The following is a 25,685-nucleotide window of genomic DNA, read 5'->3' as shown; positions in this document are numbered from 1 at the left end:
GCGCCGAACAGAGCACCTTGAGATCAGTCTTGGGTGAAGGCCGCCACAACGATGTCCGCGAGCAGCGCCCCGGCGGTGCCGTCGGGGTCGAGATCGGGGTCGTAGATGGTCAGGTTGAGACCGACGCAGCGGTCCGAGCGCACCAGGACCCGCAGCAGCGCCTCCAGCTCGTCGGGGAGCAGTCCTCCGGCGTCCGGCGCGTCGACGGCCGGCATCACCTCGGGGTCGAGGACGTCCGCGTCGAGATGCACCCAGAAGCCGTCGGTGACGGGCGCCTCCAGAGTCTGGAGTACGGCGCCGGCGAGGTCGGCGGCGCCCCGTTCGCGGAACTCGCCGACGGTCACGGTGGGAATCCGCAGCCCGGCCAGCTCCTCGCGGTCCTCGTCGTAGTCGCGGATGCCGAACAGCCGTACGTCCTCGTCGCGGATGTACGGGCGCAGCCCCTCGATGTCGCTGAGGTCGCTCTGCCCGCGCCCGGTGGCGATGGCCAGTTCCTCGCCGCCCGCGGCGCCGACGGACGGGGAGTTCCCGAGGTGCCGGAAGTCGGCGGAGCCGTCGATCGCGGCGATGCCGTACCGCCCGAGCCGCCGCAGCGCGAGCGAGGCGCCGAGCTGGATGGAGCAGTCGCCGCCGAGGACGAGCGGGAATTCACCGGCTCGCACATGCCGCTCGATCCGGTCGGCGAGCCGGGGGGTGTACGCGGCGATGGCGGCGGCGTTGAACACGCCGTCGCCTTCCTTCCAGTCGCCCCGGTCGTAACGGGGCGGGACGACGACGCCGCCCTCGAACGCGCCGAGCCGCCGCACGATCCCCTGCTCGCGCATGGCGCCGGCGAGCTTGTAGCAGCCGGGCACGGTGCCGGGGGCGGGCGGGCGCAGGCCGAGGTTGGAGGGGGCGTCGATCACCACGATATTCCGCATGCGATCCATCCTCGGCGTCGTACGCTCGTTCTTCAATCAGGATCTTCGGGACTTCGGAACCTCGGGGCCTCGGGACTTCGGGAAGAAGGCGGCACGACCATGACCACGCAGCACACGTACCGGGTGATCGTGCGCGGGACCTTCTCGGAGCAGACGGACGCGGCGCGTGCGTGGCTGCTGGCCGAGGTCGACGAACACGGGCTGAGCCAGATGCGGTTCACGCCGGAGGGCTCGCTCACCTACGACCGGGTGCTCAAGCACTTCTCGTACCGCTTCGTGGTCGTGTCCGACGCGGCGGACGGGGAGGAGATGGCCGCGGCGCTGGCCGAGGACCGGGCGGAGGCGTCACTCAAGGCGCTCGGCGGGGAGGGTGTCGCTGTCGGTTTCGGGGAGCTTCGGTCGACCGTGACGGACATGGACACGATGAAGATCAACCGGAAGGGCCGCTGAGCCCTCCCGGCCGGGTGTCGCGGATCATGTCCGCGGTGATCGCCCAGCGTTCGTGGTCGCGCCAGGCCCCGTCGATGCGCAGGAAGTCCGGCGAGAAGCCCTCGTGGCGGAAGCCCGCGCGGCGGACGAGGGCGAGGGAGGCGGTGTTCGCGGGCTGGACGTTGGCCTCCAGCCGGTGCAGTCCGAGCGGGCCGAACGCGTGGCGCAGGACATGGCCGAGCCCTTCGCCCATCAGGCCCCGGCCGGCGGCGTGGGCGAACGCGCCGTATCCGACGGCTCCGCTGAGGAAGCCGCCGCGGACGATGTTGTTGATGTTGATGAACCCCGCGATCCGGCCGTCGGCCAGGTCGCAGACGAGGAAGCCGGCCCTGGTGGGGTCCTCGATGACGCCGGTGGCGTAGGCGGTGTACTCGTCGGGGGTCTGGGGTGGGAAAAGCCAGGGCCGGTGCAGTTCCCTGCTGTCGCGGGCGAGCGAGGCGAACTCGTTGGCGTCCTCGTACCGGTAGGGGCGTACGCGCGTGCGTGGCCCCTCGCCCACGGGGTCGGTGCTGTCGTGCATCGGGCCAGCGTAATCCGCCGAAAAGCCCTGGGGGGTGTCCGCGAAGTGGCGTCGTCCGCCCCGTAGGGCGGGGCGGACGCCGGCCGCGGAGCGGCTGATGGCACGTTGATACGTGCGATCGCAAGGCGGAGGACCGGCGTTGTCGATGGCCGGCCGTACTCGGGTGACCGGACAACGCAGCCGACGTGCGTGCCGGACGCCGTGAGCCGGACGGGACTCTGCGGACACGCCCTAGCTCAGGGCCGGTACCTCCGGCGTGAGTGTCGCCGTGTCGGCCGTCGCCTCCAGGATCGCCGGGACGCCCAGTGGGACCGTCAGGTTCGTCGGGCCGTGGCCGAAGCCCAGTTCCTCCACGATCGGGACGCCCAGACCGCCGAGGCGGTCGAGCATCAGGGCGCGCACCGTCTCGTACGGGACGCAGCCCTCCCAGGAGCCGAGCACGACCCCGGCGACCCCGTCCAGCCAGCCGGAGCGCAGGAGTTGGGTGAGGATCCGGTCCAGGCGGTACGGCTCCTCATCGATGTCCTCGATCAGCAGCAGCCCGCCCGCGGCGGACGGGCGGGTGTGCGGGGTGGCGAGGTCGGCGGCGAGCAGGCTGACGCAGCCGCCGAGCGTGATGCCGTGGGCCCGGCCGGGGACCAGGGTGCGTGCCGTGTCCAGGCCGATGGCCTGGACCGTCTCGGGTTCGAGGAGCGTCGCGCGCAGTGACTCCTGGGTGGCGGGGTCCTTGAGGAAGGTCAGGGCGGCGACCATGGGGCCGTGCAGCGTGGCGACGCCCGCGCGTACGGCGAACGCCTCGTGCAGCGCGGTGATGTCGCTGTAGCCGACGAAGGCCTTGGGGGCCGCCGCGCGCACGGCGTCCCAGTCGACGAGGTCGACCATGCGCTGGACGCCATAGCCGCCGCGTGCGCACAGGACGGCGGAGACCGTCGGGTCGCACCAGGCGTCCTGGAGGTCGCGGGCCCGCGCCTCGTCCGACCCCGCGAGATAGTCGAACTCCCGGTGCCTGTCCAGGACATGGGGCGCCACGACAGGGTCGAGGCCCCAGCCCCGCAGGATCTCCAGGCCCGCTTCAAGACGTTCGGCGGGCACCGGTCCGCTGGGGGCGACGACGGCGACCTTGGCGCCGGGGCGGAGCCGGGGCGGCCTGTGAAGGGGTACGAGGGGCACAGGGGTCACGGTCACGGCGTCAGCTCCAGCGGCGGGACGTCGGGGCGGCTGATCCCGAACGTCTGGGAGTAGAGGGACAGTTCGGCCTCCAGCGCGCGGACCATCGTGTCGGCCCTGCGGAAGCCGTGGCCCTCGCCCTCGAAGGTGATGTACGCGTGCGGGACGCCGCGCCCGGCCAGCCGGTCGAGGAAGCGTTCGCACTGGACGGGCGGGCAGATCACGTCGTCCAGGCCCTGGAGCAGCAGGAACGGCGCGGTGATCTTGTCGACGTGGTTGATCGGGGAGCGTTCGCGGTAGCGGTCCGGTACATCGGCGAAGGGGCCGACCAGCGACTCCAGATACCGCGATTCGAAGTCGTGCGTCCCGTCGGTGGCCCAGGTCGACAGGTCCAGGATCGGGTAGCTGACGGTGCCGCACGCGTAGACGTCGGTGCCGGTGAGCGAGGCGGCGCTGGTCCAGCCGCCCGCGCTGCCGCCCCGGATCGCGAGCCGCGCGGGGTCGGCGATGCCGTCGTCGGCGAGGGCGCGGGCGACGGCCGCGCAGTCCTCGACGTCGACAACTCCCCATTGTTCACACAGCCGTTCGCGGTAGGCGCGTCCGTAGCCGGTGGAGCCGCCGTAGTTGACGTCGGCCACGCCGATGCCGCGTGAGGTGAAGTAGGCGATCTCCAGGTCGAGTACGAGCGGGGAGCGGCTGGTGGGCCCGCCGTGGGCCCACACGACGTACGGCGGCAGTTCGCCCTCGGGCGCGCTGTGGCCGGGGTGGTGCGGCGGGTAGATGTGGGCGTGGATCTCGCGGCCGTCCGGGCCGGTGAACGTGAGCGCCCGCGGCTCGGGGTAGTACACGGGATCGACCGGGTCGTGGTGCGCCGAGCCGACGACGCGGGCCCGTCCCGTCGCCGTGTCCAGTTCCACGACCTCGTACGCGCTGCGCGGGCTCGCGCCGACGCCGATCACGCGGGTGCCCCGTACGGCGAGGGTGGCGGCCCATTCGGTCCATGGCCCCGCCACGTCGGCGAGTTGGCCGGTCTCGGGGTCGAGTACGCCGAGCGCGGTGGCACCCTTTCCGTGGATGACGGCGACCGTGCCGTCGGCCATGGGCAGGAACCACTGGAGGCCGGTCTTCCACAGCGGCCCGCCGAACTCCTCCTCGACGGCGGGGCTCAGCCGGGTGGGCGCTCCGACACCGGCCGGCGCCGACGCGTCGAGCCGCAGCCGGTGCAGCTGCCACCAGTCGCCGGGGTCGGAGACGTACAGGAGGGAGCCGTCGAACGCCCAGTCGGCCTGGGCGACGGCTTCACGCGGGCCCCCGGCGATCGCGCGGATCTGTGCGAAGGTGCCCGTCTCCGTCACGTCGGCGAGCAGCAACTGCGTGCCGTCCCAGGGCATTCGGGGATGGTCCCAGGCGATCCACGCGGCGTGCCGGCCGTCGGGCGACACTCGGGGTCCGGTGACGAAGTGGTGCCGGTCGTCGGAGAGTTCCCGCACGGCCTTACGGTCGTCGGCGGCAGAGCCGTCCAGCGGTACGGCGGCGACGACGCGGCGTACGTCGGTGGGTGACTCGCCGGTGAACTCCTCCAGGACGCACCAGACTTCGCCGCGGTCGAGGCGCAGCTGGGGGTCGGCCCAGCGCAGGGCGCCGGTCTGCCGGCCGGCCGGGGCGGGAGCCGGGGTGAGCGCGCGCGGGGGCCCGTCGCCGTCCGGTTCGTACGCGTAGAGCCGCTGGTCCGGGAAGTGCGCGAAGACGACGAGGGTGGAGCCGTCGGCCCGTACCGCCCCGTCCCAGGGCCTGCCGCCGTACTCGATGACCCGGCTGCGGACGTTCCACGGGGCGGGCAGGACCGACTCCTCGCGGCCGTCCGGCCGGGCGCGTACGAGTGCCCGCCGGCCGCCCTCGGCGGGGCGCGGCTCCGTCCACCACACCTCGTCGCCGACGGTGGTGACGTACTCCGGCCGCCCGTCGTGCGAGGCGGCGAGCGCGGCGTCGACCGGTGACGGCCACGAGCCGTACGGGGCGATCTGCTCCATGCCCAACTCCCCTACGCGGACTGCAGATAGTGGTCGAGTACGCGGACGCCGAAGTGCAGGGCGTCGACCGGGACCCGCTCGTCCACCCCGTGGAAGAGGGCCTGGTAGTCGAAGCCGACGGGCAGCTTGAGCGGCGAGAAGCCGTAGCCGGTGATGCCGAGGCGGGAGAACTGCTTGGCGTCGGTGCCGCCCGACATGCAGTACGGCACGACGTGCCCGTCCGGGTCGAACCGCTCGACGGCCGCGCGGAGTTTGGCGTACGTCGGGGAGTCGACCGGTGCCTGGAGCGCCACTTCGCGGTGGTGGAACTCCCAGTCGACGTCGGGTCCGGTCAACTGGTCCAGGGTGGCCAGGAATTCGTCCTCGGTGCCCGGCAGCATCCGCCCGTCGACCAGGGCGGTGGCGTGACCGGGGATCACATTGACCTTGTAACCGGCGTCCAGGACCGTCGGGTTGGTGCTGTTGCGTACGGTCGCCTCGACCAGCGCGGCGGCGGGGCCGAGCTTGGCGAGCAGGACGTCGGCGTCGAAGTCCGCCGCCTCGACGTCGGCGTCGAGGCCGTGCAGCGCCGCCAGTTCCCTGAGCGCGGCGCGGACGGTCGGGGTGAGCCTGAGCGGCCACGTGTGGTCGCCGATACGGGCGACGGCCGCGGCCAGCCTGCTGACCGCGTTGGCGTGGTTGACCTTGGAGCCGTGGCCGGCCCTGCCGTGCGCGGTGAGCTTGAGCCAGCCGGTGCCGCGCTCGCCCGCCCCGATGGGGTAGAGCGCCATGCCGGGCCCGGCGTGGAAGGTGTAGGCGCCGGATTCGCTGATGCCCTCCGTACAGCCCTCGAACAGCTCCGGGTGGTGGTCGGCGAGGAAGCCGGAGCCGTCGATCGCGCTGGCCTCCTCGTCGGCCGTGTAGGCGAGCACGATGTCGCGGCGCGGCCGGACTCCGGACCGGGCCCAGGCCCGGACGACGGCGAGGACCATCGCGTCCATGTTCTTCATGTCGACGGCCCCGCGGCCCCATACGACGCCGTCCTCGACCTCGCCGGAGAAGGGGTGCACGGACCAGTCGGCGGGCTCGGCGGGCACCACGTCCAGATGGCCGTGGACCAGGAGCGCTTCGGCCGTCGGGTCGGTGCCGGGAATGCGCGCGACGACGTTGGTCCGGCCGGGGGTCCGTTCGAGGAGCGTGGGCTCCAGTCCGGCCGCCGCCAGCCGCTCGGCGACGTACTCGGCGGCGGGGCGTTCCTCGCAGTCGCCGTTGCCGCGGTTGGTCGTGTCGATGCGGATCAGCTCCGAGGTGAACGTCACCACCTCGTCCAGCGCCACGGTGTCGATGACGTCCGTGCCGATGACCTCGGCGGCCTCGGCCCGGTCCACGGGCCCCTCTGCGGGCGTCCTGTCAGCCATACTGCTCCTCCACGGCGGCCGAGACGATCGTGGTGACCGCCTTGAACGTGCGAATGCCCTCATACATCGTCTCGCTGGTGTACGCGACACGCCGTTCGCCGCCGCTCACCACTCCGGGGACGACCGTGGCCGCCGCGGAGAGATGCTCGGCGTCGAACTCCAACTCGACGGTGAACGGGCCGCCGTCGACCGGTTCGTGCCGTACGGCCAGTGCCGTCGCCTCCGTGGCCGCCGCGCGGATGTCGGCGGCGGTACGGGCGGGGGTGCGGCAGACCGCGGCGTACCGCGAGACGTAGTCCTTCACGGCGACCTTGAGGGCCTCGGGCGCGTAACCGTCGGCGTCCAGGCAGGTCAGGTCGTCGCCGGTGACGAGGACCACGGGGACGCCGTACTCGGCGACGACATGGGCGTTGAGCAGGCCCTCGCTCGCGCGGGCGCCGTTGAGCCAGACGCCGGTGATGGAGTTGGCGAGATAGGTGTGCGCGAGAACGCCCTCGGTGCCCGCGCCCGTGTGGTAGCCGACGAAGGCGATCGCGTCGACGTCGCCGTGCTGGACCCCTTCGACCATGCTCAGCGTCTTGTGACGCCCGGTCAGCATCTGGGCCCGCTCGTCCAGCTCCTCCAGAAGCAGATTGCGCATGCTCCAGTGCGCCTCGTTGATCAGTACCTCGTCGGCGCCGCCGTCCAGGAAGCCGAGGACGGCGGCGTTCACGTCCGAGGTGAACAGGGTGCGGCAGCGCTCCCACTGCGGCGTACCCGGCAGGACGTCGCCCGGCCAGGTCACACCGGTGGCGCCCTCCATGTCGGCGCTGATGAGGATCTTCATGCAGCGAAACCGTACGCGTCGCCGGACCCGACGACCACCCCGGCCGGTGCCGGGCGCGTCAGGCGGGGGCCAGGACGAACCACCGGGCGGGCAGGTCGAGCCGGGTGCCGTCGGCCAGGTACTCCGTCTGCGGCAGCGTGGTGTCCCCGCTGTCGATGATCCGCAGGCCCGCCTCGCCCAGGACCCTGGGCACCTCGTCGTCGGCGGCCCCGGCCGGCTTCAGTCCGTGGTCGAAGACGCGCCGCAGTTTCGCGGGCGGCCCGCCGGGGGCCCCGGCGGCCTGCTGGAGCACCGTTTTCGAGCCCGAGGTCAGCTCCACGACGAACGCCCGGCCGCGCGTGCCCAGCAGCGCGGCCACCGCGCCGGCGACGGCGGACCGGTCCTTGGGTTCACTCTGGTGGATGACGGCGCGCATATAGACGTGGGCCTCGCCGACCCGCGCCGACAGCGCCCGGACCGCTACGTCGTCCACCAGACTGAGCTGTTCGAACTCGGCCACTTTGTCGGTGTCGGCGCGCTGTGCGTGCTCTATCGCCGCGTGCGAGAGGTCCACACCGACCGCGCGGGCGAAGCGGGTGGCGAGATAGCGGGTCTGGGTGCCGTTGCCGCAACCGAGGTCGATCACGGGCAGCGCGGGGTCGGCGTGCGGCAGGAGGATGTCGCAGTGCGGTACGGCGGCGAGGGAGGGGTCGGAGTCCCAGATCGCCTCGCCCGGCGCGTCGGAGGTCTCACGCCAGTAGCTTTCCCACGAGTCCCGGTAACGCTCCGACACACTCATCCGCGCCTCCCCGATTCCCGCCCGAATGGGGCGCCTTGATGATGCATCAGCTCCGCGTCACTCGCGAACCCCTTCCCACGAGAGCCTGTTCGAACCACACCGTCTTGCCGTGCGCCGAACTGCTGCTCCCCCAGCCGCGGGCCAGCCTGCTCACAACCCGCAGCCCCCGGCCGGATTCGTCGTCGGCCGTCGCGTCCAGCAGGCTCGCGGGAGCCGGCTCGTCGTCGGTGACCTCGCAGAGCAGGGCGCCGTTGCGGACCAGCCGCAGCCCGACATGGCGGATACGGGCATGCCGTACGGCGTTGGTGACCAACTCGCTGACCATCAGCTCCGCGCTCTCCACGGCCTGCGGCAGATTCCACTCGTACAGCTTGCCGCGCACCAGGCGCCGGGCCCGCGCGACCTCGCGGGGGTCGAGCGCGAGCTGCCACTCGGCGACGTCACCGTCCGGGATCCCGTTCAGCCGGGCCATCAGCAGCGCCACGTCGTCCTTGCGTCCGCCATGGGTGTTGAGTGCGCGGATGATGGTGTCGCAGGCGTGGTCCATGGACGCGGCGGGATGCGCGGCCGACTCGCAGAGCGCCGCGAGTCCGGCGCCGATGTCCTGGCCGCGCACCTCGACCAGGCCGTCGGTGCAGAGCACCAGGCGGTCGCCGGGGTCGACCCGTACCGTCGCGGTCTCGAACGGCACTCCGCCGACACCGATGGGCGCGCCGGTGGGCAGGTCGAGCAGTTCGCTGCGGCCGTCGGCGGCGCGCACCACGACGGGCGGGATATGTCCGGCGTTGGCGATCTGCAGCTCGGAGCGGATGGGGTCGTACACCGCGTAGAGGCAGGTCGCGAGATAGTTGTCGCCCAGGCGCTGTGCCAAGTCGTCGAGATTGCGGAGCAGTTGGGCGGGCGGCATCTCCATGGTCGCCATCGTCTGCACGGCCGTACGCAACTGGCCCATCATCGCGGCCGAGTTGAGGCCGTGGCCCATGACGTCGCCCACGACGAGCGCGGTGCGTGAGCCGGGCAGTTTGACGGAGTCGAACCAGTCGCCGCCGATCCGGCCGAGGCGGGTGCCGGGCAGATAGCGGGTGGCGATGTCGCAGCCCGCCATGCGCCGGGCGACCTGCGGCAGCATGCTGTCCTGGAGCGTTTCGGCGACGTTCTCCTGATACGTGTACATCCGGGCGTTGTCGAGTACGAGACCGGCCCTGGCGGCCAGTTCGGCGCCGGTGGTGCGGTCCATGTCGTCGAAGGGCTGCCGGCCCTGACGCCGCATCAGCACCATGAAGCCGAGCACGACGTCGCGCGCCTTGAGCGGCACGAGCAGCATGGACCGGTTGTTGATCAGCGGGCGCAGGTCACGCTTCTCGAACTGGGCGGAGATCCGGTCGCCGTCCTCCGCGCTGAGCTGCGGGATGAGGACGGGTTCGCCGGTGACCATGCACTGGAAGAACGGGGTGTGTTCAGGGAAGGCGATGGCCTCGCCGACCGGCACGGTGTCGTCCCAGCGGCCCGGTTCGTCGTTGTGCTCGACCCAGACGCGGTGCCAGACGGTGGTGACGTCGGGCCGCCCGTCGGGGAAGCCCTCGCCGGCCAGGACGGCGGCGCGCAGATGGGTGCCGGCGAAGTCGGCGAAGCGGGGCACGGCGGCGCTGGTGACCTCGCGGATGGTGCGCGCCAGGTCCAGGGAGGAGCCGATCAGGCCGCTGACCTCGTTCAGGAATTCCAGCCGCTCACGGACGGCCGCGTATTCCAGGTCGAGTTCCGGCGCGGGCGCGGGGTGGTGGTCGCCGAATGGGTCGGCGTGGCCCGGCGCGCCGGTCTCCGTCGTACCGTACGCGCGCCCCGCTCGTCCCGCCGGGCGGCGCGGCACTCCCCAGTCGGGAGTGACGGGAACCCTCTCGTGCTGGCTGAACTCCAGCACCGGATAGCCGAGTTCGAGGACCTGGTCGACGATGCGCTCCGACTCCGCGACGCTCATGTTCGGCAGGATGTACGGGAGTTGGCCCGCCAGCGACTCGGCGTCGGGAAATTCGGTGTGCAGCGAGAAACCCGGCGCTATCCGCTCCGTGTCGGCGCCGATGTCCGTCCGGAACTGCTCGACGTCCGCGGCGAGTACGAGATGGCGGCCGGGTCCCGGACCGGCCAGCGGATACGCCCACCACAGCACGTCGAGCCGGGGCCGCCCCGGCTCGGAGAGCTTCGCCCGACCCGAGGTGGGATAGGAGCTGCGCCCGTGCAGCTCCGGCCCCAGCTCGTCGTACGCCTCATACGGCTGGTACGTCTCGTAGCCGCCGTTGACCAGCCCGGTCCGGTCCTCGGTGAGCGCCCCGGAGACCGGCATCAGATCGCCCGCAGGCTGCCCGACCGCGGCTTCCTTGGAATGGCCGAAAAGCCGCCCTGCGCCGCTCGACCAGTGCGATACGAGGCCGTCTGCGTCCACGACGACCACGGCGAGCGGAATCCGGCCGGTCACGGCGTGCTGCCGTCGTGACCGAAGCGACGGAGTGCCACTGTCCATGGGTGGAAGGCTCCTTCCCCGCCGCCGGGATCTGCGGCTGTGCACCCACGGTACGGCTCCGAACACGCAATGCGCCGGGCAATGAACCAATCGGTCGTGCGCCCGCGTACGCCCCAAAGTTGACTGAAATTCAGTCAGCAGGACCGCTCAGTCCGCGTGCCCCAGCTGCAGGTCTCTCTCGGTGCGTCCGCCGCCCGCCATCCGCAGCACCGTCGCCACCGGCGGATAGCCCGCCGCGATGACCGTGTACTCCCCGGAGGACAGGTCGACGAACCGGAACGTCCCGTCCGCACCCGTCGTGAGCGTGTCGACGACATTGCCCGCCGCGTCGAGCAGGGTGACACGCGCGTCCTCGACGGGACGGCCGCCCCCGGCCCGTACGGTGCCGCGCAGCACCGCGCCGCCGGCCAGTTCGATGTCCTGCCGGGTCTCGCGGGAGGCCTGGACGCTGACGAGGAGCGCGGCGGGCCGGAAGGCGGGCGCGCTGGCGGCGAGCGTGTACTCCCCCGCCACCAACTCCGAGATGACATAGCCGCCTTCGCGCCCGCTGCGGGTCGAGGCGACGACATCGCCGCGTACGTCGGTGAGGGTGACGGCGGCGTCGCGCACGGGAGTGCCGTCGGCGGTCAGAACGGCCCCGGCGAGTCGCCCGGCGCCGCCGAGGACCACGTCCAGCTCGACAGGCCGCTCGCCCACGGTGACGGTGACGGCCTGCGGCTGGTGTCCGCCGGCCGCGGCGATCATCACGTACGAACCGGCCCCCGGCACGCTCAGCGCGTACCGCCCGTCCTCGCCGCTGGCCCCGCGCCCGATCTGGGTGCCCTGGACGTCGATGAGGGTGAGGGCGGCGCGCGGGACGGTGGTGCCGTCGTGGTGCTGCACGATGCCGCAGACGGGGACGCCCGGTGTGTAGGTGTGCGAGGGGGCGGTGCCGTTCCCGGCCGGGGAGCCGGAGGGGGCGGTGCGGGCGGCCGGGACGGCGGTGGACTCGGCGGCGGAGGCGTTCTGGGACACCAGTGGTTTCTCCTTGAGGAAGCAGGCGATGAGCAGGCCGAGCAGGAGCACCGGCACGAGGTAGAGGAAGATCCGCGGCATCGCGTCCGCGTACGCCTGGATGTAGCTGTCCCGCAGCGCGGGCGGCATCGCGTGCACCATCTGCGGCGTGATGGATTCGGCGCTCGCCGGCCCGGTGCCGGCCGGGACGCGGTCGGCGAGCGCGTCGGTGAGCCGGTCGGCGAAGAGCGTGCCGAAGATGGCGGCGCCGACGCTGCCGCCGATCTGGCGGAAGTAGGTGTTGGCGCTGGTGGCGGTGCCGAGGTCGGAGGGCTGGACGGAGTTCTGCACGGCGAGGATCAGCACCGGCATGACCAGGCCGACGCCGACGCCGAGCACGGCCTGCCAGAGGCTGTATTCGAGCCGGGAGGTGTCGGTCTCCAGTCGGGACAGCAGCCACATGCCGACGGCGGAGATCGCGGCGCCGAGGACGGGGTAGATCCGGTAGCGGCCCGTACGGCTGATGAGTTGGCCGGAGACGACCGAGGCGATGACGATGCCGCCCATCATCGGGATCATCAACAGGCCGGACTCGGTGGCCGACGCGCCGTCGACCATCTGGAGGAAGGTCGGCAGATAGCTGGCGGCGCCGAACAGCGCCACGCCGATCACCGCGCCGACGAGACCGGTGATGTTGAAGATCGAGTCGCGGAACAGCCGCAGCGGGATGATCGGTTCGGGCGCGAAGCGTTCGACGGCCACGAACAGGACGGTCGTCACCACGGAACCGGCGGCGAGTCCGAGGATGACGCGCGAGCCCCACTCGTACTCCGTACCGCCCCAACTGGTCAGCAGCACCAGGCAGGTCGACGCGGCGGCGAGCAGCACGGCTCCCATGATGTCGAGCCGGGCCTTGCGTCCGGGCTTGGGGAGCTTGAGTACGGCGGTGACGACGGCGAGTGTGACGAGGCCGAAGGGGACGTTGAAGTAGAAGCACCAGCGCCAGGAGACATGGTCGGTGAAGAAGCCGCCGAGCAGCGGTCCGGCGACCGAGGCGAGGCCGAACGCGCCGCCGATGAGGCCCATGTAGCGACCGCGTTCGCGGGGCGGCACGATGTCGGCCATGATCGCCTGGACGCCGATCATGAGTCCGCCCGCGCCGACGCCCTGGAGGGCGCGGAAGGCGATGAGTTCGTTCATCGTGCGGGACCAGCCGGCCAGGGCCGATCCGACGACGAAGACGACGATCGCGAACTGGAAGACGCCCTTGCGGCCGAAGAGGTCGCCGAGCTTGCCGTAGATCGGCAGGCCGATGGTGGAGGTCAGCAGGTACGCGGTGATCGCCCAGGACATCCGGTCGAGGCCCTGGAGTTCGCCGACGATCTTCGGCAGGGCGGTGGCGACGATCATCTGCTCCAGCGCGGCGAGAAGCAGCGCGAGCATCAGCCCGACAAAGACCAGGCGCACCTGGCGCGGGGAGAGTTCACCGCCCGGAGTGGCGGCGCCGGGGGCGGGTGGGGGCGGTCCGATCGGGGCCGGGGCGGGCACGGTGGCCTGCCCGTCGTCCTTCACCAGCGTGATCCCACCCACGAATTGCTCCCCTTCGTCGCGTCTGCGCGGCGTAATTCTTCACATTGCACGCAGAGCGGGAGCAAGCTGGGCGCTTCCCCGAACGAGGTCCGGCGCACGGAAGCATGGGGTGGTGAGGCACGCTCGGGGGCGCTCATCAGCGGCTTTCCCGTAACGCGTGGTGCGCGGGCGTACGTCACGCGTCACGGGGGAAACCACTCGAATCGGTGACCGGGGGGTCACTGCCCCTTGACCCCTGAACCGGCCCGGCCGCAAGGGACTTGACGGCGCGGAACGGCCCTCGGGGCGACCTTCGGGGCACCCCTGGGGCAGGGCCGTTCAGGACGCCTCGGAGGCCTTCTCCGTCTCGGCCGCGAGCTTCGCGAGCAGCTCGTCGTAGATACGGGCGAGCCCCTTGGGCGCGAACGTCCTCTCGAAGAAGCCGCCGATGCCGCCCGCGCCGTCCCAGACGGTGGTGACGACGGCCTTCGAGCGGCCTTCGCCGGCCGGGGTGACGACCCAGGTGGTGACCATCGAGGAGTTGCGGTCCTTCTCCACGAGCTGGCCGTCGGTGGGCTCGCTCACCTCAAGGAGACAGTCACGCACGCGCTTGCTGGTCGCCTGGAGCTTCCAGTGGACGAGCGTCCCCTCGCCGTCGCCGCCCTCGCGGACCTCGTACTCGCTGAAGTGCGCGGGCATCACCTTGGGGCGGGTGTCCTGGTAATCCGCCAGCGCGTCGAACACCGTCTCCGGGTCCGCCGCGATGATCCGCTCCGTCGTGGCTTCGACCTGCGCCATTGCTTCCTCCAGCATTCGGTTCTCCGGGCTGCCAAGCCAACCATCTCCAGAGGGCGCGCCCAAATCCGGGGTTGCATCGATCATGGGAACACATGTTCTATTCTGTGGTCAGTACAACTGAGGAGGCGCACATGCGCTGGGACAATTTGGCCGAGAACCCCACGTCGGCCCGCGACGCCGCGCTCTTCGGTACGGACGCGGTGACCACCAGGACCTTCGACACCCCCGAATTCCGCGGCATCACCTTTCACGAGATCCGCGCCCGTTCGATCGTGAACCGGGTGCCGGGTGCGTCCCGGATGCCCTTCGAGTGGACGGTCAATCCGTACCGGGGCTGCTCACACGCGTGCGTGTACTGCTTCGCCCGCAAGACCCACAGCTATCTGGACCTCGACACCGGCATCGGCTTCGACTCGCAGATCGTGGTCAAGATCAACGCGCCGGAGCTGCTGCGGCGCCAGCTCGCGTCGCGGCGCTGGCAGGGCGCGCACATCGCGATGGGCACGAACGTCGACTGCTACCAGCGGGCCGAGGGCCGCTACCGGCTGATGCCGGGCATCATCTCGGCGCTGCGCGACCACGCGAATCCCTTCTCGATCCTGACGAAGGGCACCCTGATCCTGCGCGACCTCGAACTGCTGCGGCAGGCCGCCCAGGTCACGGACGTCGGTGTGTCCGTCTCCGTCGGCTTCACCGACGAGCGCCTGTGGCGCACGGTCGAGCCGGGCACGCCCTCGCCGCAGCGCCGCCTCGACGCCGTCCGCACGCTGACGGACAACGGCATAGGCTGCGGGGTCCTGATGGCCCCCGTCATCCCCTTCCTCGGCGACAGCGCGGACCAACTGCGGGCCACGGTGCGGGCGATAGCCGCGTCCGGGGCGACGTCGGTGACCCCGCTGGTGCTGCATCTTCGGCCGGGGGCGCGCGAGTGGTTCATGCGGTGGCTGCTGGAGCACCACGCGTATCTGGTGCCGCGCTACGAGCGGCTGTACGCGGAGGGGGCGTACGCGCCGAAGTGGTACCAGCGCCGTATCACGCGCCAGGTCCACGAACTGGCGGACGAGTTCGGCATCGGCCCGGCGGGGCGGGCGGGGCGGCGCCGTGTCCTGGTCCCGGAGACGCCGGACACGGTTCCGGAGGCGGGGCCGACGCAGCTGACGCTGCTGTAGTCCGGGTGCGACAATCCGGGGCATGACTGTGATCGAGGTCGTGCGGGGTGACATCACACGCCAGGACACGGACGCCATCGTCAACGCGGCGAACGAGTCGCTGCGCGGCGGGGGCGGCGTGGACGGGGCGATCCACCGGGCCGCGGGCCCGCGACTGGCCGAGGCGGGCGCGTCGATCGCGCCGTGCGCACGGGGCGACGCGAAGGCGACGCCGGGCTTCGACCTCGATCCACCGATCCGGCACGTGATCCATACGGTGGGCCCGGTCTGGAAGGACGGCACCCACGGCGAGCCGGAGGTACTGGCCTCCTGCTACCGCCGCTGCCTGGAGGTGGCGGACGAACTGGGCGCCAGGAGCGTCGCGTTCCCGGCGATCTCCACGGGCATCTTCGGCTTCCCGCCGGACCGCGCGGCCCGCATCGCGGTCGACACGCTCCGCTCGACCCCGACGGCTGTGGAACGGGTCCGCCTGATGTCGTTCAACAGCGAGTCGCACGACGCGCTGACGGCGGCGGTCGGTAGGGAGCAGGAACTGTCCTGACCCTGCGGGTGGCACACACGCGCCCTGGGTTGCCACAGCCGCTCTGCCCGGCGCCCGGACGACGCCCGGACGACGCCGGTACGCAGCCGGGCCCTGACCGCCCCGAGGCGGTGCACCGGGCCGACGGCCCTACCGACGCGCCAACTCCGCGCCGCCGCAGGCCACAAGGCACGCCCGCCCGGCAAGGGCAGTTGGCGCGTCTCGCCCGCGGCGAAGGGGCGGTCGGTCGGTCGCTAAAAGTCCTCGATCGGCGGCGGGGGGTCCGACAGGATGGGGGAATGACTCGACTTACCCATGTGCACTCACCCGCCGGTGTCGCCCCCGGCAACGGCTACAGCCATGTCGTCTGGGGTACCGGGCGGTTCGTTGCCGTGGCCGGGCAGTGTGCGTTTGATGTGGACGGCAAGGTCGTCGGCGAGGGGGACGCCGGTGCGCAGGCGCGGCAGGTCTTCGAGAATCTGCGCCGCTGTCTCGCCGAGGCGGGCGCGTCGTTCGAGGATGTCGTGAAGCTGACGTACTTCGTGACGGACGTCGCGCACCTGCCCGCCATCCGCATCGCGCGCGACGAGGTGATCGACACCGCGCGGCCCCCGGCCAGCTCCGCCGTCCAGGTGGCCGCGCTGTTCCGGCCCGAACTGCTCGTCGAGATCGAGGCGTTCGCCGTCGTCGGCGAGGACGCCTGAGCCATGGGCGCACTCCTCGTCCGGGCGATGACCGCCGACGACTGCGACGCCGTCGCTGCTCTGCGGATCGGCGGATGGCGGTGGGCGTACGCCGGGATGATGCCGCAGGCGTACCTCGACGCGATGAGCGCCGAGGAGGACGCGGCCCGGCAGCGCCGCCGCCTCGCCGAAGGCGACGGCACGGTCGTGAACGTGGTGGCCGAGCGCGACGGCGCGGTGGTCGCATGGGGCTGCCTCGGGCCGTGCCGGGACGAGGACGTATCGGAAGGCGCCGGTGAGCTGTACGCGCTGTACGTACGGCCGGAGCAGGTCGCGACCGGTGTCGGCCGCCGCCTGCTGGACGTCGTGCTGGAGCGCGCCGCCGCCGACGGTTTCGCCCATCTCCTCCTCTGGGTCCTGAAGGAGAACGCCCGCGCCCGCCGCTTCTACGAAACGGCCGGTTTCGCACCCGACGGCGCCGAGGAGCCCTTCGACGCCGGCGGCGTCGCCGTACCCGAGGTGCGGTACGCGCGCCCCGTCACGCGCGACGTCACGCCAGCCGGCTGAGCGCCTCCGACGCCGCACCGGAGAGCCGCGGGTGCCCACGGGCCGCCCGCAGCAGGGGCAGCGCGCGCCGGTCACCGAGCCGCCCCAGGCCCTCGACGCACGCGAGCGCCACCCGCCAGTGGGCCTCGTCGGGTGCCAGCAGGCGCTCCAGGGTCGCGATCAGGGCCGGTACGGACTCCGGCGCCCGTAGCTCGGTGAGCAGCCGCACCGGCTGGAGCGCGTACGCCGTGCGCAGCACGTTCGTGGCGAGCGCGGCGGCGGCGCGCGGCGTACGGGGGTCCCGCAGCCGCGCCAGCGCGCGGGCGGCCGACACGCAGCGTTCGGGATCTCTGTGATTGAGCAGCAGTACCAGCGCCTCGAACGCCCTCCGGTCCCCGGCGCTGCCGAGCCGGAAGGCCGCGATCTCCCGTGCCCACAGGGGATGTTGGGGGGCGACGAGGACATCGGCCAGTTCCTCGTGGTTCTCGGTGACGATCAGCCGCCGGTACGTGGCCGAGTCACCGGACTCGCCGCGTACCCGGTCGGCGAGTGCGTGCAAGTCCTCGTCGGCCACGGCCCGTTCGGCGGTCACCCCGGCCGTATCCGCAGGTCCCGCCTGCCGTTCCAGGTCGCTCATGCCGGGCAGGGTATCCGCGCTGCGTGTCCGGCAAGACGCTCTCCGTGACCACCCGAAGCGGGAACGGCCGGATTCCGCCGGTGACGTACCGCACATCCTCCCAGGGCTGGCGCGCTCATTACCCACCGGTTAACCTCAAGTGAGCGGGAAATTCCCGCGGCTCCCGGTGGCCTGGTGACGCAGCCACCGTGAGTGCCCGTCGGTTCGGCACCGTACGGCGCGACTCCGGGACAGGGTCCGCCGGCTCTCACTACTGAACGCCATCGACACCGCCGCGCACTTGTGCGCGCGGCACACACAACACCCGTGCGGCCCACGCCAGTCGGCCGCCGCGTACGTGTCCCCCTCTTCAGTCGTCACTCACCCCTGGAGTCCCGTGATGGACATCCCTCTCTCCACCATCGCCGTCGTCGGTCTCGGCACGATGGGGACCGGTATCGCCGAGGTCCTCGCCCGCGCCGGCCGTGAGGTCATCGGCATCGACATCGACGAGAGCGCCACCGCGCAGGCGACCGCCGCGCTCGAAGCGTCCACCGCGCGCGCCGTGGAGCGCGGGCGGATCACCGCGGAGGAGCGGCGCGGCCTGCTCACCCGGTTCCGTACCTTCACCGACCTCCAGGCCGCCGCGGACGCCGATCTCGTCATCGAGGTGGTCCCGGAGTCGTACGAGATCAAGCAGCAGGTCTTCCGCGCGCTGGACGCGATCGTCGGGCCGACCACCATCCTGGCCACCGGCACGAACGCCCTGTCGGTGACCCGGCTCGCCGCCGACTCCGCGCACCCGGAGCGCGTGCTCGGGGTGCACTTCTTCAACCCGGCCCCGGCGATGAAGCTGGTCGAGGTCGTGTCGTCGGTGCTGACCGCGCCGGCGGCCGTCACCGCCGTCACCGCGCTGGCGCGCGAGCTGGGCAAGGAGCCCGTCGCCGTGGGCGACCGGCCGGGTTTCGTCGCCGACGGGCTCCTCTTCGGCTATCTGAACCAGGCCGCCGCGATGTACGAGGCCAAGTACGCCTCCCGCGAGGACATCGACGCCGCGATGCGGCTCGGCTGCGGACTGCCGATGGGCCCGCTGGCACTGCTCGACCTGATCGGCGTCGACACCGCCCGCACGGTCCTGGAGGCCATGTACGCGGCGTCGCGCGACCGGCTGCACGCCCCGGCGCCGGTCCTGCGCCAGCTCAGCGAGGCCGGGCTGACCGGCCGTAAGTCGGGGCGCGGCTTCTACACGTACGAGGCGCCGGGCAGTGGCACGGTGGTGCGCGACGCGCTGACCCCGCTGGACGTCAAGCCGGCCCCGGGCGAGCGGCCCGCCGTCCGCTCGGTCGGCGTCGCGGGATCGGGAACGATGGCGAGCGGTATCGCCGAGGTGTTCGCCAAGGCGGGTTACGTCGTGGTGCTCGCGGCCCGCAGCCAGGAGAAGGCGGAGGCGGCCAAGGCCCGCGTCGCCAAGTCCCTGGGCCGCTCCGTCGACAAGGGCCGGCTGACGGGTGAGGCGCGCGACGACGCCCTGGCGCGGATCACGCCGGCCGGTTCGCTCGACGCGTTCGACGACGTGGATCTCGCCGTCGAGGCCGTGGCCGAGGACCTGGAGGTCAAGCGGCAGCTGTTCGCGACGCTCGACAAGGTCTGCAAGCCGGGTGCCGTGCTGGCCACCACGACGTCGTCGCTGCCGGTCGTCGCCTGTGCCCGCGCCACGACGCGCCCGCAGGACGTCATCGGGATGCACTTCTTCAACCCGGCTCCGGCGATGAAGCTGGTGGAGGTGGTCCGTACGGTCCTGACGTCGGACGAGGTCCACGCGACGGTGCGCGAGGTGTGCGGGACGATCCGCAAGCACCCGGTGGACTGCGGCGACCGGGCGGGTTTCATCGTGAACGCGCTGCTGTTCCCGTATCTGAACAACGCCGTCAAGATGGTGCAGGAGCACTACGCGACGCTGGACGACATCGACGCGGCGATGAAGCTGGGCGGCGGCTATCCGATGGGGCCGTTCGAGCTGCTCGACGTGGTCGGTCTGGACGTCTCGCTGGCCATCGAGCGCGTGCTGCACCACGAGTTCCGCGATCCGGGGCTGGCCCCGGCACCGCTGCTGGAACACCTGGTGGCGGCGGGCTGCCTGGGCCGCAAGACGGGCCGCGGCTTCCGCGAGTACGCGGCCCGGCGCTAGAGGGTGTCCCGGGCCGGGTCAGGCGAGTGTCCCTCGGGCGCGCTCTCCTGCGGGAATGCAGTACGTTCGGGTCATGGCTCAGCCCGCTGACTCCGCCCGAACGCCCGCCCGTACGAACACGACGCCCAGCACGACGACGAGCACGACGACCAACGCGCCGGAGAGCGCGGCGGGTGGCCGTGCGGCGGCCCAACGGCTGAAGATGCGCCGGGAGCTGTCGGCGGCGGCCATGGAGTTGTTCTCGACCAAGGGGTACGAGGCGACGACCGTCGACGAGATCGCCGCGGCGGCGGGGGTCGCGCGCCGGACGTTCTTCCGGCACTTCCGTTCCAAGGAAGAGGCGATCTTCCCCGACCACGACGACACCCTGGTGCGCGCCGAGGCGGTCCTGAACGCGGCACCGGCGCACGAGCACCCGCTCGACACCGTGTGCCGTGGCATCAAGGAGGTCATGCGGATGTACGCGGCCTCACCGACCCTGTCCGTGGCGCGCTACCAGCTCACCCGCGAGGTGCCCACGCTGCGCGAGGCGGAGATCGCCTCGGTGGCCCGCTACGAACGGCTGTTCACCCGTTATCTGCTGGGCCATTTCGACGAGCACGAGCACCCCGACGGCAACGACGACCCGCTGCTCGCCGAGGTGGCAGCGTCCGCCGTCGTCACCGCGCACAACCACGTGCTGCGCCGCTGGCTGCGCGCCGACGGCCAGGGGGACGTGGAGACGCAGCTCGACCACGCCTTCGCGATCGTGCGCGACACGTTCGGCTCGGGCATCGGCGCGGGCCGGACGATGGGCACCGGCGCGGGCGGGAGGCCGGCGGCCACGGCGAGCACCAGCGGCGAGGTCCTGGTGGCGGTGGCCCGTACCGACGCGCCGCTGGACGAGGTCATGCGCACGATCAAGCAGGCGCTCAAGGACGCGTGAGCCGACCCCGGCCGCGCGACCGGCCCCGGTGGCGCCGCGCGCCCCGCGCCGGGTCGAACGGGGCGGCCAGTGCGCTGTCGGCCGCTCCGGTCACCAGCCCGGCGACGAGCCGGCCGGTGGCCGGGCCCAGCATCAGGCCGAGCATGTTGTGGCCGGTGGCCAGGACCACCCGAGGGCTGCCGGGGACGGGAGCCCGGCACGGCCATCGCCCTCTACTTGGCCTGCCTCGGGGACCTGCTCGACACCTGAGGCGACACACCTCGCCTGAGACCCATCACCGACGAGCAGCGACTTAAGCTGACATTTCATCCCACACAGCGGACCGATGGTGCTCATGCGTGCCTCACGGATGACAACTGAGAGAATTTCTTGGCACGCAGTGCCTTGTCCAATGACACGGCGTGCCATACCTTGTGAGAGTCCGGGCGGCCGGCGTACCGAGACCTCTCGTACGCCGGCTGTCCCCGCAAGCCACCCGGCCTGTGTGCCCGGACGCCTGCGTCACAGGCATTCCGCACGCCCACCCGGCGTCGCCGTGCACCACCACGCGCCGAACCGACGGCACACCTCCACCGCACCACGCGCACAGCGCGGCCCCACGTCCCATCCGCCAGGGACCTGTTCAGCGTTCCCGCAACACGCTTCGCCGGAGGCCACACCGTGAAGGACATCCTGGACGCCATCCAGTCGCCGGACAGCACGTCCGCCGACTTCGCCGCTCTGCCCCTGCCCGCTACGTATCGCGCGGTCACCGTGCACAAGGACGAGACCGAGATGTTCGCCGGTCTCGACTCCCGCGAGAAGGACCCGCGCAAATCGCTCCACCTGGACGATGTGCCGGTGCCCGAACTCGGCCCCGGCGAGGCCCTGGTGGCCGTCATGGCCAGCTCGGTCAACTACAACTCCGTCTGGACCTCGATCTTCGAGCCGATGTCGACCTTCGGCTTCCTGGAGCGCTACGGCAGGCTCAGCGAGCTGTCGAGCCGTCATGACCTGCCGTACCACGTCATCGGGTCCGACCTGGCCGGGGTCGTGCTGCGTACCGGACCCGGCGTCAACACCTGGCGGCCGGGCGACGAGGTCGTCGCGCACTGCCTCTCCGTCGAGCTGGAGAGCTCGGACGGGCACAACGACACGATGCTCGACCCCGAGCAGCGTATCTGGGGCTTCGAGACCAACTTCGGCGGCCTGGCCGAGATCGCGCTCGTCAAGTCCAACCAGCTGATGCCCAAAGCGGCGCATCTGAGCTGGGAGGAGGCGGCGGCCCCCGGTCTGGTCAACTCCACCGCCTACCGCCAGCTGGTGTCACGCAACGGCGCCGGGATGAAGCAGGGCGACAACGTGCTGATCTGGGGAGCGAGCGGCGGACTCGGCTCGTACGCCACCCAGTTCGCGCTCGCCGGCGGCGCCAACCCCGTCTGTGTCGTCTCCAGCGACCACAAGGCGGAGATCTGCCGGCGCATGGGCGCCGAGGCGATCATCGACCGCACCGCCGAGGACTACCGGTTCTGGGCGGACGAGCACCACCAGAACCCGCGCGAGTGGAAGCGGTTCGGCAAACGCATCCGCGAGCTGACCGGCGGTGAGGACGTCGACATCGTCTTCGAGCACCCCGGCCGGGAGACCTTCGGCGCCAGCGTGTACGTCACACGCAAGGGCGGCACGATCGTCACGTGCGCGTCGACGTCCGGCTACACCCACGAGTACGACAACCGCTACCTGTGGATGTCGCTGAAGCGGATCGTGGGCTCGCACTTCGCCAACTACCGCGAGGCGTGGGAGGCCAACCGCCTCGTGGCCAAGGGGAAGATCCACCCCACCCTGTCGAGGGTGTACACCCTGGAGGAGACCGGCCAGGCCGCGTACGACGTCCACAGCAACCGGCACCAGGGCAAGGTCGGGGTGCTCGCGCTGGCGCCCCGTGAGGGCCTGGGCGTCAGCGACACGGAAACACGCGCCCAGCACATCGACGCCATCAACCGCTTCCGGGACGTGTGACATGCCGGAGGAGCGATCCGGCGGCGGACGCCGGAAAGACCGGCCGTGGCTCATGCGGACGTACGCCGGCCATTCGACCGCCGAGGCGTCCAACGCGCTGTACCGCGGCAACCTCGCCAAGGGCCAGACCGGACTCTCGGTCGCCTTCGACCTGCCGACGCAGACGGGTTACGACCCCGACCATGTCCTCGCGCGCGGCGAGGTCGGCCGGGTCGGTGTGCCCGTCTCCCATCTCGGCGACATGCGGCGGCTGTTCCAGGACATCCCGCTCGACCGGATGAACACCTCGATGACCATCAACGCCACGGCCATGTGGCTGCTGGCGCTCTACCAGGTGGTCGCCGAGGAGCAGGGCGCGGACCGCGATCTGCTCCAGGGGACGACGCAGAACGACATCGTGAAGGAGTATCTGTCGCGCGGGACGCATGTCTTCCCGCCGGTGCCCTCGCTGCGGCTGACCACCGACATGATCACGTACACGGTGGCGCACATCCCCAGGTGGAACCCGATCAACATCTGCAGCTACCACCTCCAGGAGGCGGGAGCCACCCCGGTCCAGGAGATCGCGTACGCGATGTCGACGGCGATCGCCGTGCTGGACGCGGTACGGGACAGCGGGCAGGTGCCGGCGGAGCGGTTCGGCGATGTCGTCGCCCGTATCTCGTTCTTCGTGAACGCCGGGGTCCGCTTCATCGAGGAGATGTGCAAGATGCGCGCCTTCGGCCGCATCTGGGACCGGATCACCCGCGAGCGGTACGGCGTGGACGACGAGAAGCGGCGGCGCTTCCGTTACGGCGTGCAGGTCAACTCCCTCGGGCTGACCGAGGCGCAGCCGGAGAACAACGTCCAGCGGATCGTGCTGGAGATGCTGGGCGTGACGCTCTCCAAGGACGCGCGGGCCCGCGCCGTACAACTCCCAGCCTGGAACGAGGCGTTGGGGCTGCCCCGGCCGTGGGACCAGCAGTGGTCGCTGCGGATACAGCAGGTACTGGCCGTGGAGAGCGACCTGTTGGAGTACGAGGACATCTTCGCCGGGTCGCATGTCGTGGAGGCGAAGGTGGCGTCCCTCGTCGCGGACTCGCTGGCGGAGATGGACCGTATCGAGGAGATGGGCGGCGTGCTGGCGGCCGTCGAGTCCGGCTATCTGAAGTCGCGGCTGGTCTCCTCGCACGCCGAGCGCCGGGCCCGTATCGAGTCGGGCGAGGAGAAGATCGTCGGCGTCAACTGCTTCGAGCCGACCGAGCCGAGTCCGCTGACCGCCGATCTGGACGCCGCGATCATGACGGTCGATCCGGCGAACGAGGCGCGGGTGGTGGCCGCGCTGCACGAGTGGCGGGCGGGCCGGGACGAGGCACGGGCGGGCGAGTCGCTGGAAGCGCTGAAGCGGGCCGCGGGCGGTACCGACAATCTGATGACGGCGACCGTGGAGTGCGCGCGGGCCGGTGTGACGACCGGCGAGTGGGCCTGGGCGCTGCGGGACGTCTTCGGCGAGTTCCGCGCGCCGACGGGGGTGGGCGGGGCGCCGGTCGCGGTCACCGCCGAGGCGGGGACGCCGCTCGCCGCCGTACGGGAACGGGTGTCGCGTACCGCCGCCGAACTGGGCGCGGGGCGGCTGCGGCTGCTGGTGGGCAAGCCGGGTCTGGACGGGCACTCCAACGGGGCCGAGCAGATCGCCGTACGGGCGCGGGACGCCGGGTTCGAGGTGGTCTACCAGGGCATCAGACTGACGCCCGAACAGATCGTGAACGCCGCCGTCGCCGAGGACGTACACTGTGTCGGCCTGTCGATCCTGTCCGGCTCGCACGCGGCGCTGGTGCCGGACGTGCTGGGCCGGCTGCGGGAGGCGGGGGCCGGGGACATCCCGGTGATCGTCGGCGGGATCATCCCGAGCGCCGACGCCGAGACCCTGCGGGCGGCCGGAGTTGCCGCCGTCTTCACCCCGAAGGACTTCGGGATCACCGAGATCATCGGCCGTATCGTCGACGCGATCCGTCACGCGAACAAGCTCGAATCCCTGGACCCGGACTCCCTGGAGGTCTCCCCATGACCACGTCGGCCACGTCACCCGCGTCGGACACGCCCGCCGACCGGCTCCGTCCCCGTCGCTCCTGCCTCGCCGTCCCCGGCTCGAACCCGCGCTTCCTGGAGAAGGCCCAGGGGCTCCCCGCCGACCAGGTCTTCCTCGACCTGGAGGACGCCTGCGCGCCGCTCGCCAAGGAGGGCGCCCGGCACACCATCGTCGACGCGCTGAACAAGGGCGACTGGACGGGCAAGACACGGGTCGTACGCGTCAACGACTGGACGACGCACTGGACGTACCGCGACGTGATCACGGTCGTGGAGGGCGCCGGCCACAATCTGGACTGCGTCATGCTGCCCAAGGTCCAGGACGCCCAGCAGGTCGTGACGCTGGATCTGCTGCTCACCCAGATCGAGAAGACGATGGGCTTCGAGGTCGGCAGGATCGGTATCGAGGCACAGATCGAGAACGCCAAGGGCTTGGTGAACGTGGACGAGATCGCGGCCTCGTCGCCGCGTCTGGAGACCATCGTGTTCGGCCCGGCCGACTTCATGGCCTCGATCAACATGAAGACGCTGGTGGTCGGCCAACAGCCGCCCGGTTACGGCGCGGACGCCTACCACTACATCCTGATGCGGATCCTGATGGCGGCCCGTACGCACGACCTCCAGGCGATCGACGGGCCGTTCCTCCAGATCCGGGACGTGGACGCGTTCCGCGAGGTCGCCGGCCGCGCCGCGGCGCTGGGCTTCGACGGCAAGTGGGTGCTGCACCCCGGCCAGATCGACGCCGCGAACGAGATCTTCTCGCCGTCGCAGGAGGACTACGACCACGCGGAGCTGATCCTCGACGCCTACGACTACGCGACGTCCGAGGCGGGCGGCAAGAAGGGGTCGGCGATGCTCGGCGACGAGATGATCGACGAGGCGAGCCGCAAGATGGCGCTGGTCGTCTCCGGCAAGGGACGGGCGGCCGGGCTCCGGCGGACCTCGGTGTTCGAAGCTCCGGAGGCGTGAGA

General features: G+C 71.5%; 22 protein-coding genes. 10 read left to right on the top strand and 12 right to left on the bottom strand.

What is annotated here, in order from left to right:
• Nucleotides 1-23 precede the first annotated feature (23 nt).
• A complete protein-coding gene (locus ACIBLA_RS04035) occupies nt 24-920 on the bottom strand; it encodes an arginase family protein (protein WP_363245560.1) in 897 nt (298 codons plus the stop codon).
• 99 nt (nt 921-1,019) lie between these two features.
• Between ACIBLA_RS04035 and ACIBLA_RS04030 the strand changes: the two genes are divergently transcribed.
• Nucleotides 1,020-1,370, top strand: a complete 351-nt coding sequence (locus tag ACIBLA_RS04030) for a DUF6204 family protein (protein ID WP_363245561.1) — start codon at nt 1,020-1,022, stop codon at nt 1,368-1,370.
• Here ACIBLA_RS04030 and ACIBLA_RS04025 read toward each other — a convergent pair.
• From ACIBLA_RS04025 to ACIBLA_RS03985, 9 genes are all read right to left on the bottom strand, one after another.
• Nucleotides 1,351-1,929 carry a GNAT family protein gene (locus ACIBLA_RS04025; RefSeq protein WP_363245562.1) on the bottom strand — a complete coding sequence of 193 codons (579 nt, stop codon included), beginning with the start codon at nt 1,927-1,929 and terminating at the stop codon, nt 1,351-1,353. The genes ACIBLA_RS04030 and ACIBLA_RS04025 overlap by 20 nt on opposite strands.
• Before the next feature lie 231 nt (nt 1,930-2,160).
• On the bottom strand, nt 2,161-3,099 hold the full coding sequence (locus tag ACIBLA_RS04020; RefSeq protein WP_363245586.1) for an LD-carboxypeptidase: 939 nt from the start codon (nt 3,097-3,099) through the stop codon (nt 2,161-2,163).
• Nucleotides 3,100-3,110: 11 nt separating this feature from the next.
• Nucleotides 3,111-5,126, bottom strand: a complete 2,016-nt coding sequence (locus ACIBLA_RS04015; protein ID WP_363245563.1) for a prolyl oligopeptidase family serine peptidase — start codon at nt 5,124-5,126, stop codon at nt 3,111-3,113.
• Nucleotides 5,127-5,137: 11 nt separating this feature from the next.
• On the bottom strand, nt 5,138-6,523 hold the full coding sequence (locus ACIBLA_RS04010; protein ID WP_363245564.1) for a M20/M25/M40 family metallo-hydrolase: 1,386 nt from the start codon (nt 6,521-6,523) through the stop codon (nt 5,138-5,140).
• A complete protein-coding gene (locus ACIBLA_RS04005) occupies nt 6,516-7,349 on the bottom strand; it encodes a M55 family metallopeptidase (RefSeq protein ID WP_399197687.1) in 834 nt (277 codons plus the stop codon). Before ACIBLA_RS04005 ends, ACIBLA_RS04010 begins: the two co-directional genes overlap by 8 nt.
• A gap of 58 nt (nt 7,350-7,407) precedes the next feature.
• On the bottom strand, nt 7,408-8,127 hold the full coding sequence (locus ACIBLA_RS04000) for a class I SAM-dependent methyltransferase (protein ID WP_399197686.1): 720 nt from the start codon (nt 8,125-8,127) through the stop codon (nt 7,408-7,410).
• Nucleotides 8,128-8,173: 46 nt separating this feature from the next.
• Complete coding sequence (locus ACIBLA_RS03995) at nt 8,174-10,642, bottom strand: SpoIIE family protein phosphatase (RefSeq protein ID WP_399197685.1); 2,469 nt, start codon at nt 10,640-10,642, stop codon at nt 8,174-8,176.
• Between the two features lie 147 nt (nt 10,643-10,789).
• Nucleotides 10,790-13,225, bottom strand: a complete 2,436-nt coding sequence (locus tag ACIBLA_RS03990) for an MFS transporter (protein ID WP_399197684.1) — start codon at nt 13,223-13,225, stop codon at nt 10,790-10,792.
• Nucleotides 13,226-13,543: 318 nt separating this feature from the next.
• Nucleotides 13,544-14,002, bottom strand: a complete 459-nt coding sequence (locus tag ACIBLA_RS03985; RefSeq protein WP_363245587.1) for an SRPBCC family protein — start codon at nt 14,000-14,002, stop codon at nt 13,544-13,546.
• A gap of 131 nt (nt 14,003-14,133) precedes the next feature.
• Between ACIBLA_RS03985 and ACIBLA_RS03980 the strand changes: the two genes are divergently transcribed.
• The 4 genes from ACIBLA_RS03980 (at nt 14,134) to ACIBLA_RS03965 (ending at nt 16,941) form a co-directional block, all read left to right on the top strand.
• Nucleotides 14,134-15,171 carry an Rv2578c family radical SAM protein gene (locus ACIBLA_RS03980; protein WP_399197683.1) on the top strand — a complete coding sequence of 346 codons (1,038 nt, stop codon included), beginning with the start codon at nt 14,134-14,136 and terminating at the stop codon, nt 15,169-15,171.
• A gap of 22 nt (nt 15,172-15,193) precedes the next feature.
• Nucleotides 15,194-15,712 carry an O-acetyl-ADP-ribose deacetylase gene (locus ACIBLA_RS03975; protein ID WP_363245571.1) on the top strand — a complete coding sequence of 173 codons (519 nt, stop codon included), beginning with the start codon at nt 15,194-15,196 and terminating at the stop codon, nt 15,710-15,712.
• 278 nt (nt 15,713-15,990) lie between these two features.
• Nucleotides 15,991-16,395, top strand: coding sequence for a RidA family protein (locus tag ACIBLA_RS03970; protein WP_363245572.1), 405 nt, complete (start codon nt 15,991-15,993; stop codon nt 16,393-16,395).
• Between the two features lie 3 nt (nt 16,396-16,398).
• Entirely contained in the window at nt 16,399-16,941 is a 543-nt protein-coding gene (locus tag ACIBLA_RS03965) for a GNAT family N-acetyltransferase (protein WP_399197682.1), read from the top strand.
• Here the strand turns inward: ACIBLA_RS03965 and ACIBLA_RS03960 are convergent.
• Entirely contained in the window at nt 16,925-17,557 is a 633-nt protein-coding gene (locus ACIBLA_RS03960) for an adenylosuccinate lyase (RefSeq protein WP_363245574.1), read from the bottom strand. The genes ACIBLA_RS03965 and ACIBLA_RS03960 overlap by 17 nt on opposite strands.
• Before the next feature lie 379 nt (nt 17,558-17,936).
• Between ACIBLA_RS03960 and ACIBLA_RS03955 the strand changes: the two genes are divergently transcribed.
• Together ACIBLA_RS03955 and ACIBLA_RS03950 are read left to right on the top strand one after the other, a co-directional pair.
• A complete protein-coding gene (locus ACIBLA_RS03955) occupies nt 17,937-19,724 on the top strand; it encodes a 3-hydroxybutyryl-CoA dehydrogenase (RefSeq protein ID WP_363245575.1) in 1,788 nt (595 codons plus the stop codon).
• Nucleotides 19,725-19,797: 73 nt separating this feature from the next.
• A complete protein-coding gene (locus tag ACIBLA_RS03950) occupies nt 19,798-20,649 on the top strand; it encodes a TetR family transcriptional regulator (RefSeq protein ID WP_399197681.1) in 852 nt (283 codons plus the stop codon).
• On the opposite strand, the gene ACIBLA_RS03945 is transcribed toward ACIBLA_RS03950, so the two are convergent.
• Nucleotides 20,636-20,818 (bottom strand): hypothetical protein, encoded by a 183-nt coding sequence (locus ACIBLA_RS03945; RefSeq protein WP_399197680.1) that lies wholly within the window; start codon nt 20,816-20,818, stop codon nt 20,636-20,638. The genes ACIBLA_RS03950 and ACIBLA_RS03945 overlap by 14 nt on opposite strands.
• Nucleotides 20,819-21,309: 491 nt before the next feature.
• Between ACIBLA_RS03945 and ccrA the strand changes: the two genes are divergently transcribed.
• From ccrA to ACIBLA_RS03930, 3 genes are read left to right on the top strand one after another with little or no spacing between them, the layout of a single operon-like run.
• Entirely contained in the window at nt 21,310-22,647 is a 1,338-nt protein-coding gene (gene ccrA / locus ACIBLA_RS03940) for a crotonyl-CoA carboxylase/reductase (RefSeq protein ID WP_363245578.1), read from the top strand.
• A 1-nt stretch (nt 22,648) separates the two neighbouring features.
• Nucleotides 22,649-24,694: a protein meaA gene (locus ACIBLA_RS03935; protein WP_363245579.1), complete on the top strand. Its 2,046-nt coding sequence runs from the start codon at nt 22,649-22,651 to the stop codon at nt 24,692-24,694.
• Nucleotides 24,691-25,683 carry a CoA ester lyase gene (locus ACIBLA_RS03930; protein WP_363245580.1) on the top strand — a complete coding sequence of 331 codons (993 nt, stop codon included), beginning with the start codon at nt 24,691-24,693 and terminating at the stop codon, nt 25,681-25,683. Before ACIBLA_RS03935 ends, ACIBLA_RS03930 begins: the two co-directional genes overlap by 4 nt.
• Nucleotides 25,684-25,685: the final 2 nt, after the last annotated feature.

It is taken from the genome of Streptomyces sp. NPDC050433, assembly GCF_044458565.1.
Classification (GTDB): domain Bacteria; phylum Actinomycetota; class Actinomycetes; order Streptomycetales; family Streptomycetaceae; genus Streptomyces.
Note: the sequence above shows the minus strand (reverse complement) of the source record. Positions and strands in the feature narration are given on the sequence as shown.

Coding starts and splice junctions, on each gene's coding strand:
- ACIBLA_RS03950 (WP_399197681.1), top strand. CDS start 19,798: ATGGCTCAGCCCGCTGACTCCGCCCGAACGCCCGCCCGTACGAACACG.
- ACIBLA_RS04030 (WP_363245561.1), top strand. CDS start 1,020: ATGACCACGCAGCACACGTACCGGGTGATCGTGCGCGGGACCTTCTCG.
- ACIBLA_RS03975 (WP_363245571.1), top strand. CDS start 15,194: ATGACTGTGATCGAGGTCGTGCGGGGTGACATCACACGCCAGGACACG.
- ACIBLA_RS03965 (WP_399197682.1), top strand. CDS start 16,399: ATGGGCGCACTCCTCGTCCGGGCGATGACCGCCGACGACTGCGACGCC.
- ACIBLA_RS04025 (WP_363245562.1), bottom strand. CDS start 1,929: ATGCACGACAGCACCGACCCCGTGGGCGAGGGGCCACGCACGCGCGTA.
- ACIBLA_RS04010 (WP_363245564.1), bottom strand. CDS start 6,523: ATGGCTGACAGGACGCCCGCAGAGGGGCCCGTGGACCGGGCCGAGGCC.
- ACIBLA_RS03980 (WP_399197683.1), top strand. CDS start 14,134: ATGCGCTGGGACAATTTGGCCGAGAACCCCACGTCGGCCCGCGACGCC.
- ACIBLA_RS03955 (WP_363245575.1), top strand. CDS start 17,937: ATGGACATCCCTCTCTCCACCATCGCCGTCGTCGGTCTCGGCACGATG.
- ACIBLA_RS04000 (WP_399197686.1), bottom strand. CDS start 8,127: ATGAGTGTGTCGGAGCGTTACCGGGACTCGTGGGAAAGCTACTGGCGT.
- ACIBLA_RS03960 (WP_363245574.1), bottom strand. CDS start 17,557: ATGAGCGACCTGGAACGGCAGGCGGGACCTGCGGATACGGCCGGGGTG.
- ACIBLA_RS03995 (WP_399197685.1), bottom strand. CDS start 10,642: ATGGACAGTGGCACTCCGTCGCTTCGGTCACGACGGCAGCACGCCGTG.
- ACIBLA_RS03970 (WP_363245572.1), top strand. CDS start 15,991: ATGACTCGACTTACCCATGTGCACTCACCCGCCGGTGTCGCCCCCGGC.
- ACIBLA_RS04005 (WP_399197687.1), bottom strand. CDS start 7,349: ATGAAGATCCTCATCAGCGCCGACATGGAGGGCGCCACCGGTGTGACC.
- ACIBLA_RS04015 (WP_363245563.1), bottom strand. CDS start 5,126: ATGGAGCAGATCGCCCCGTACGGCTCGTGGCCGTCACCGGTCGACGCC.
- ACIBLA_RS03930 (WP_363245580.1), top strand. CDS start 24,691: ATGACCACGTCGGCCACGTCACCCGCGTCGGACACGCCCGCCGACCGG.
- ACIBLA_RS03935 (WP_363245579.1), top strand. CDS start 22,649: ATGCCGGAGGAGCGATCCGGCGGCGGACGCCGGAAAGACCGGCCGTGG.
- ACIBLA_RS03985 (WP_363245587.1), bottom strand. CDS start 14,002: ATGGCGCAGGTCGAAGCCACGACGGAGCGGATCATCGCGGCGGACCCG.
- ACIBLA_RS04035 (WP_363245560.1), bottom strand. CDS start 920: ATGCGGAATATCGTGGTGATCGACGCCCCCTCCAACCTCGGCCTGCGC.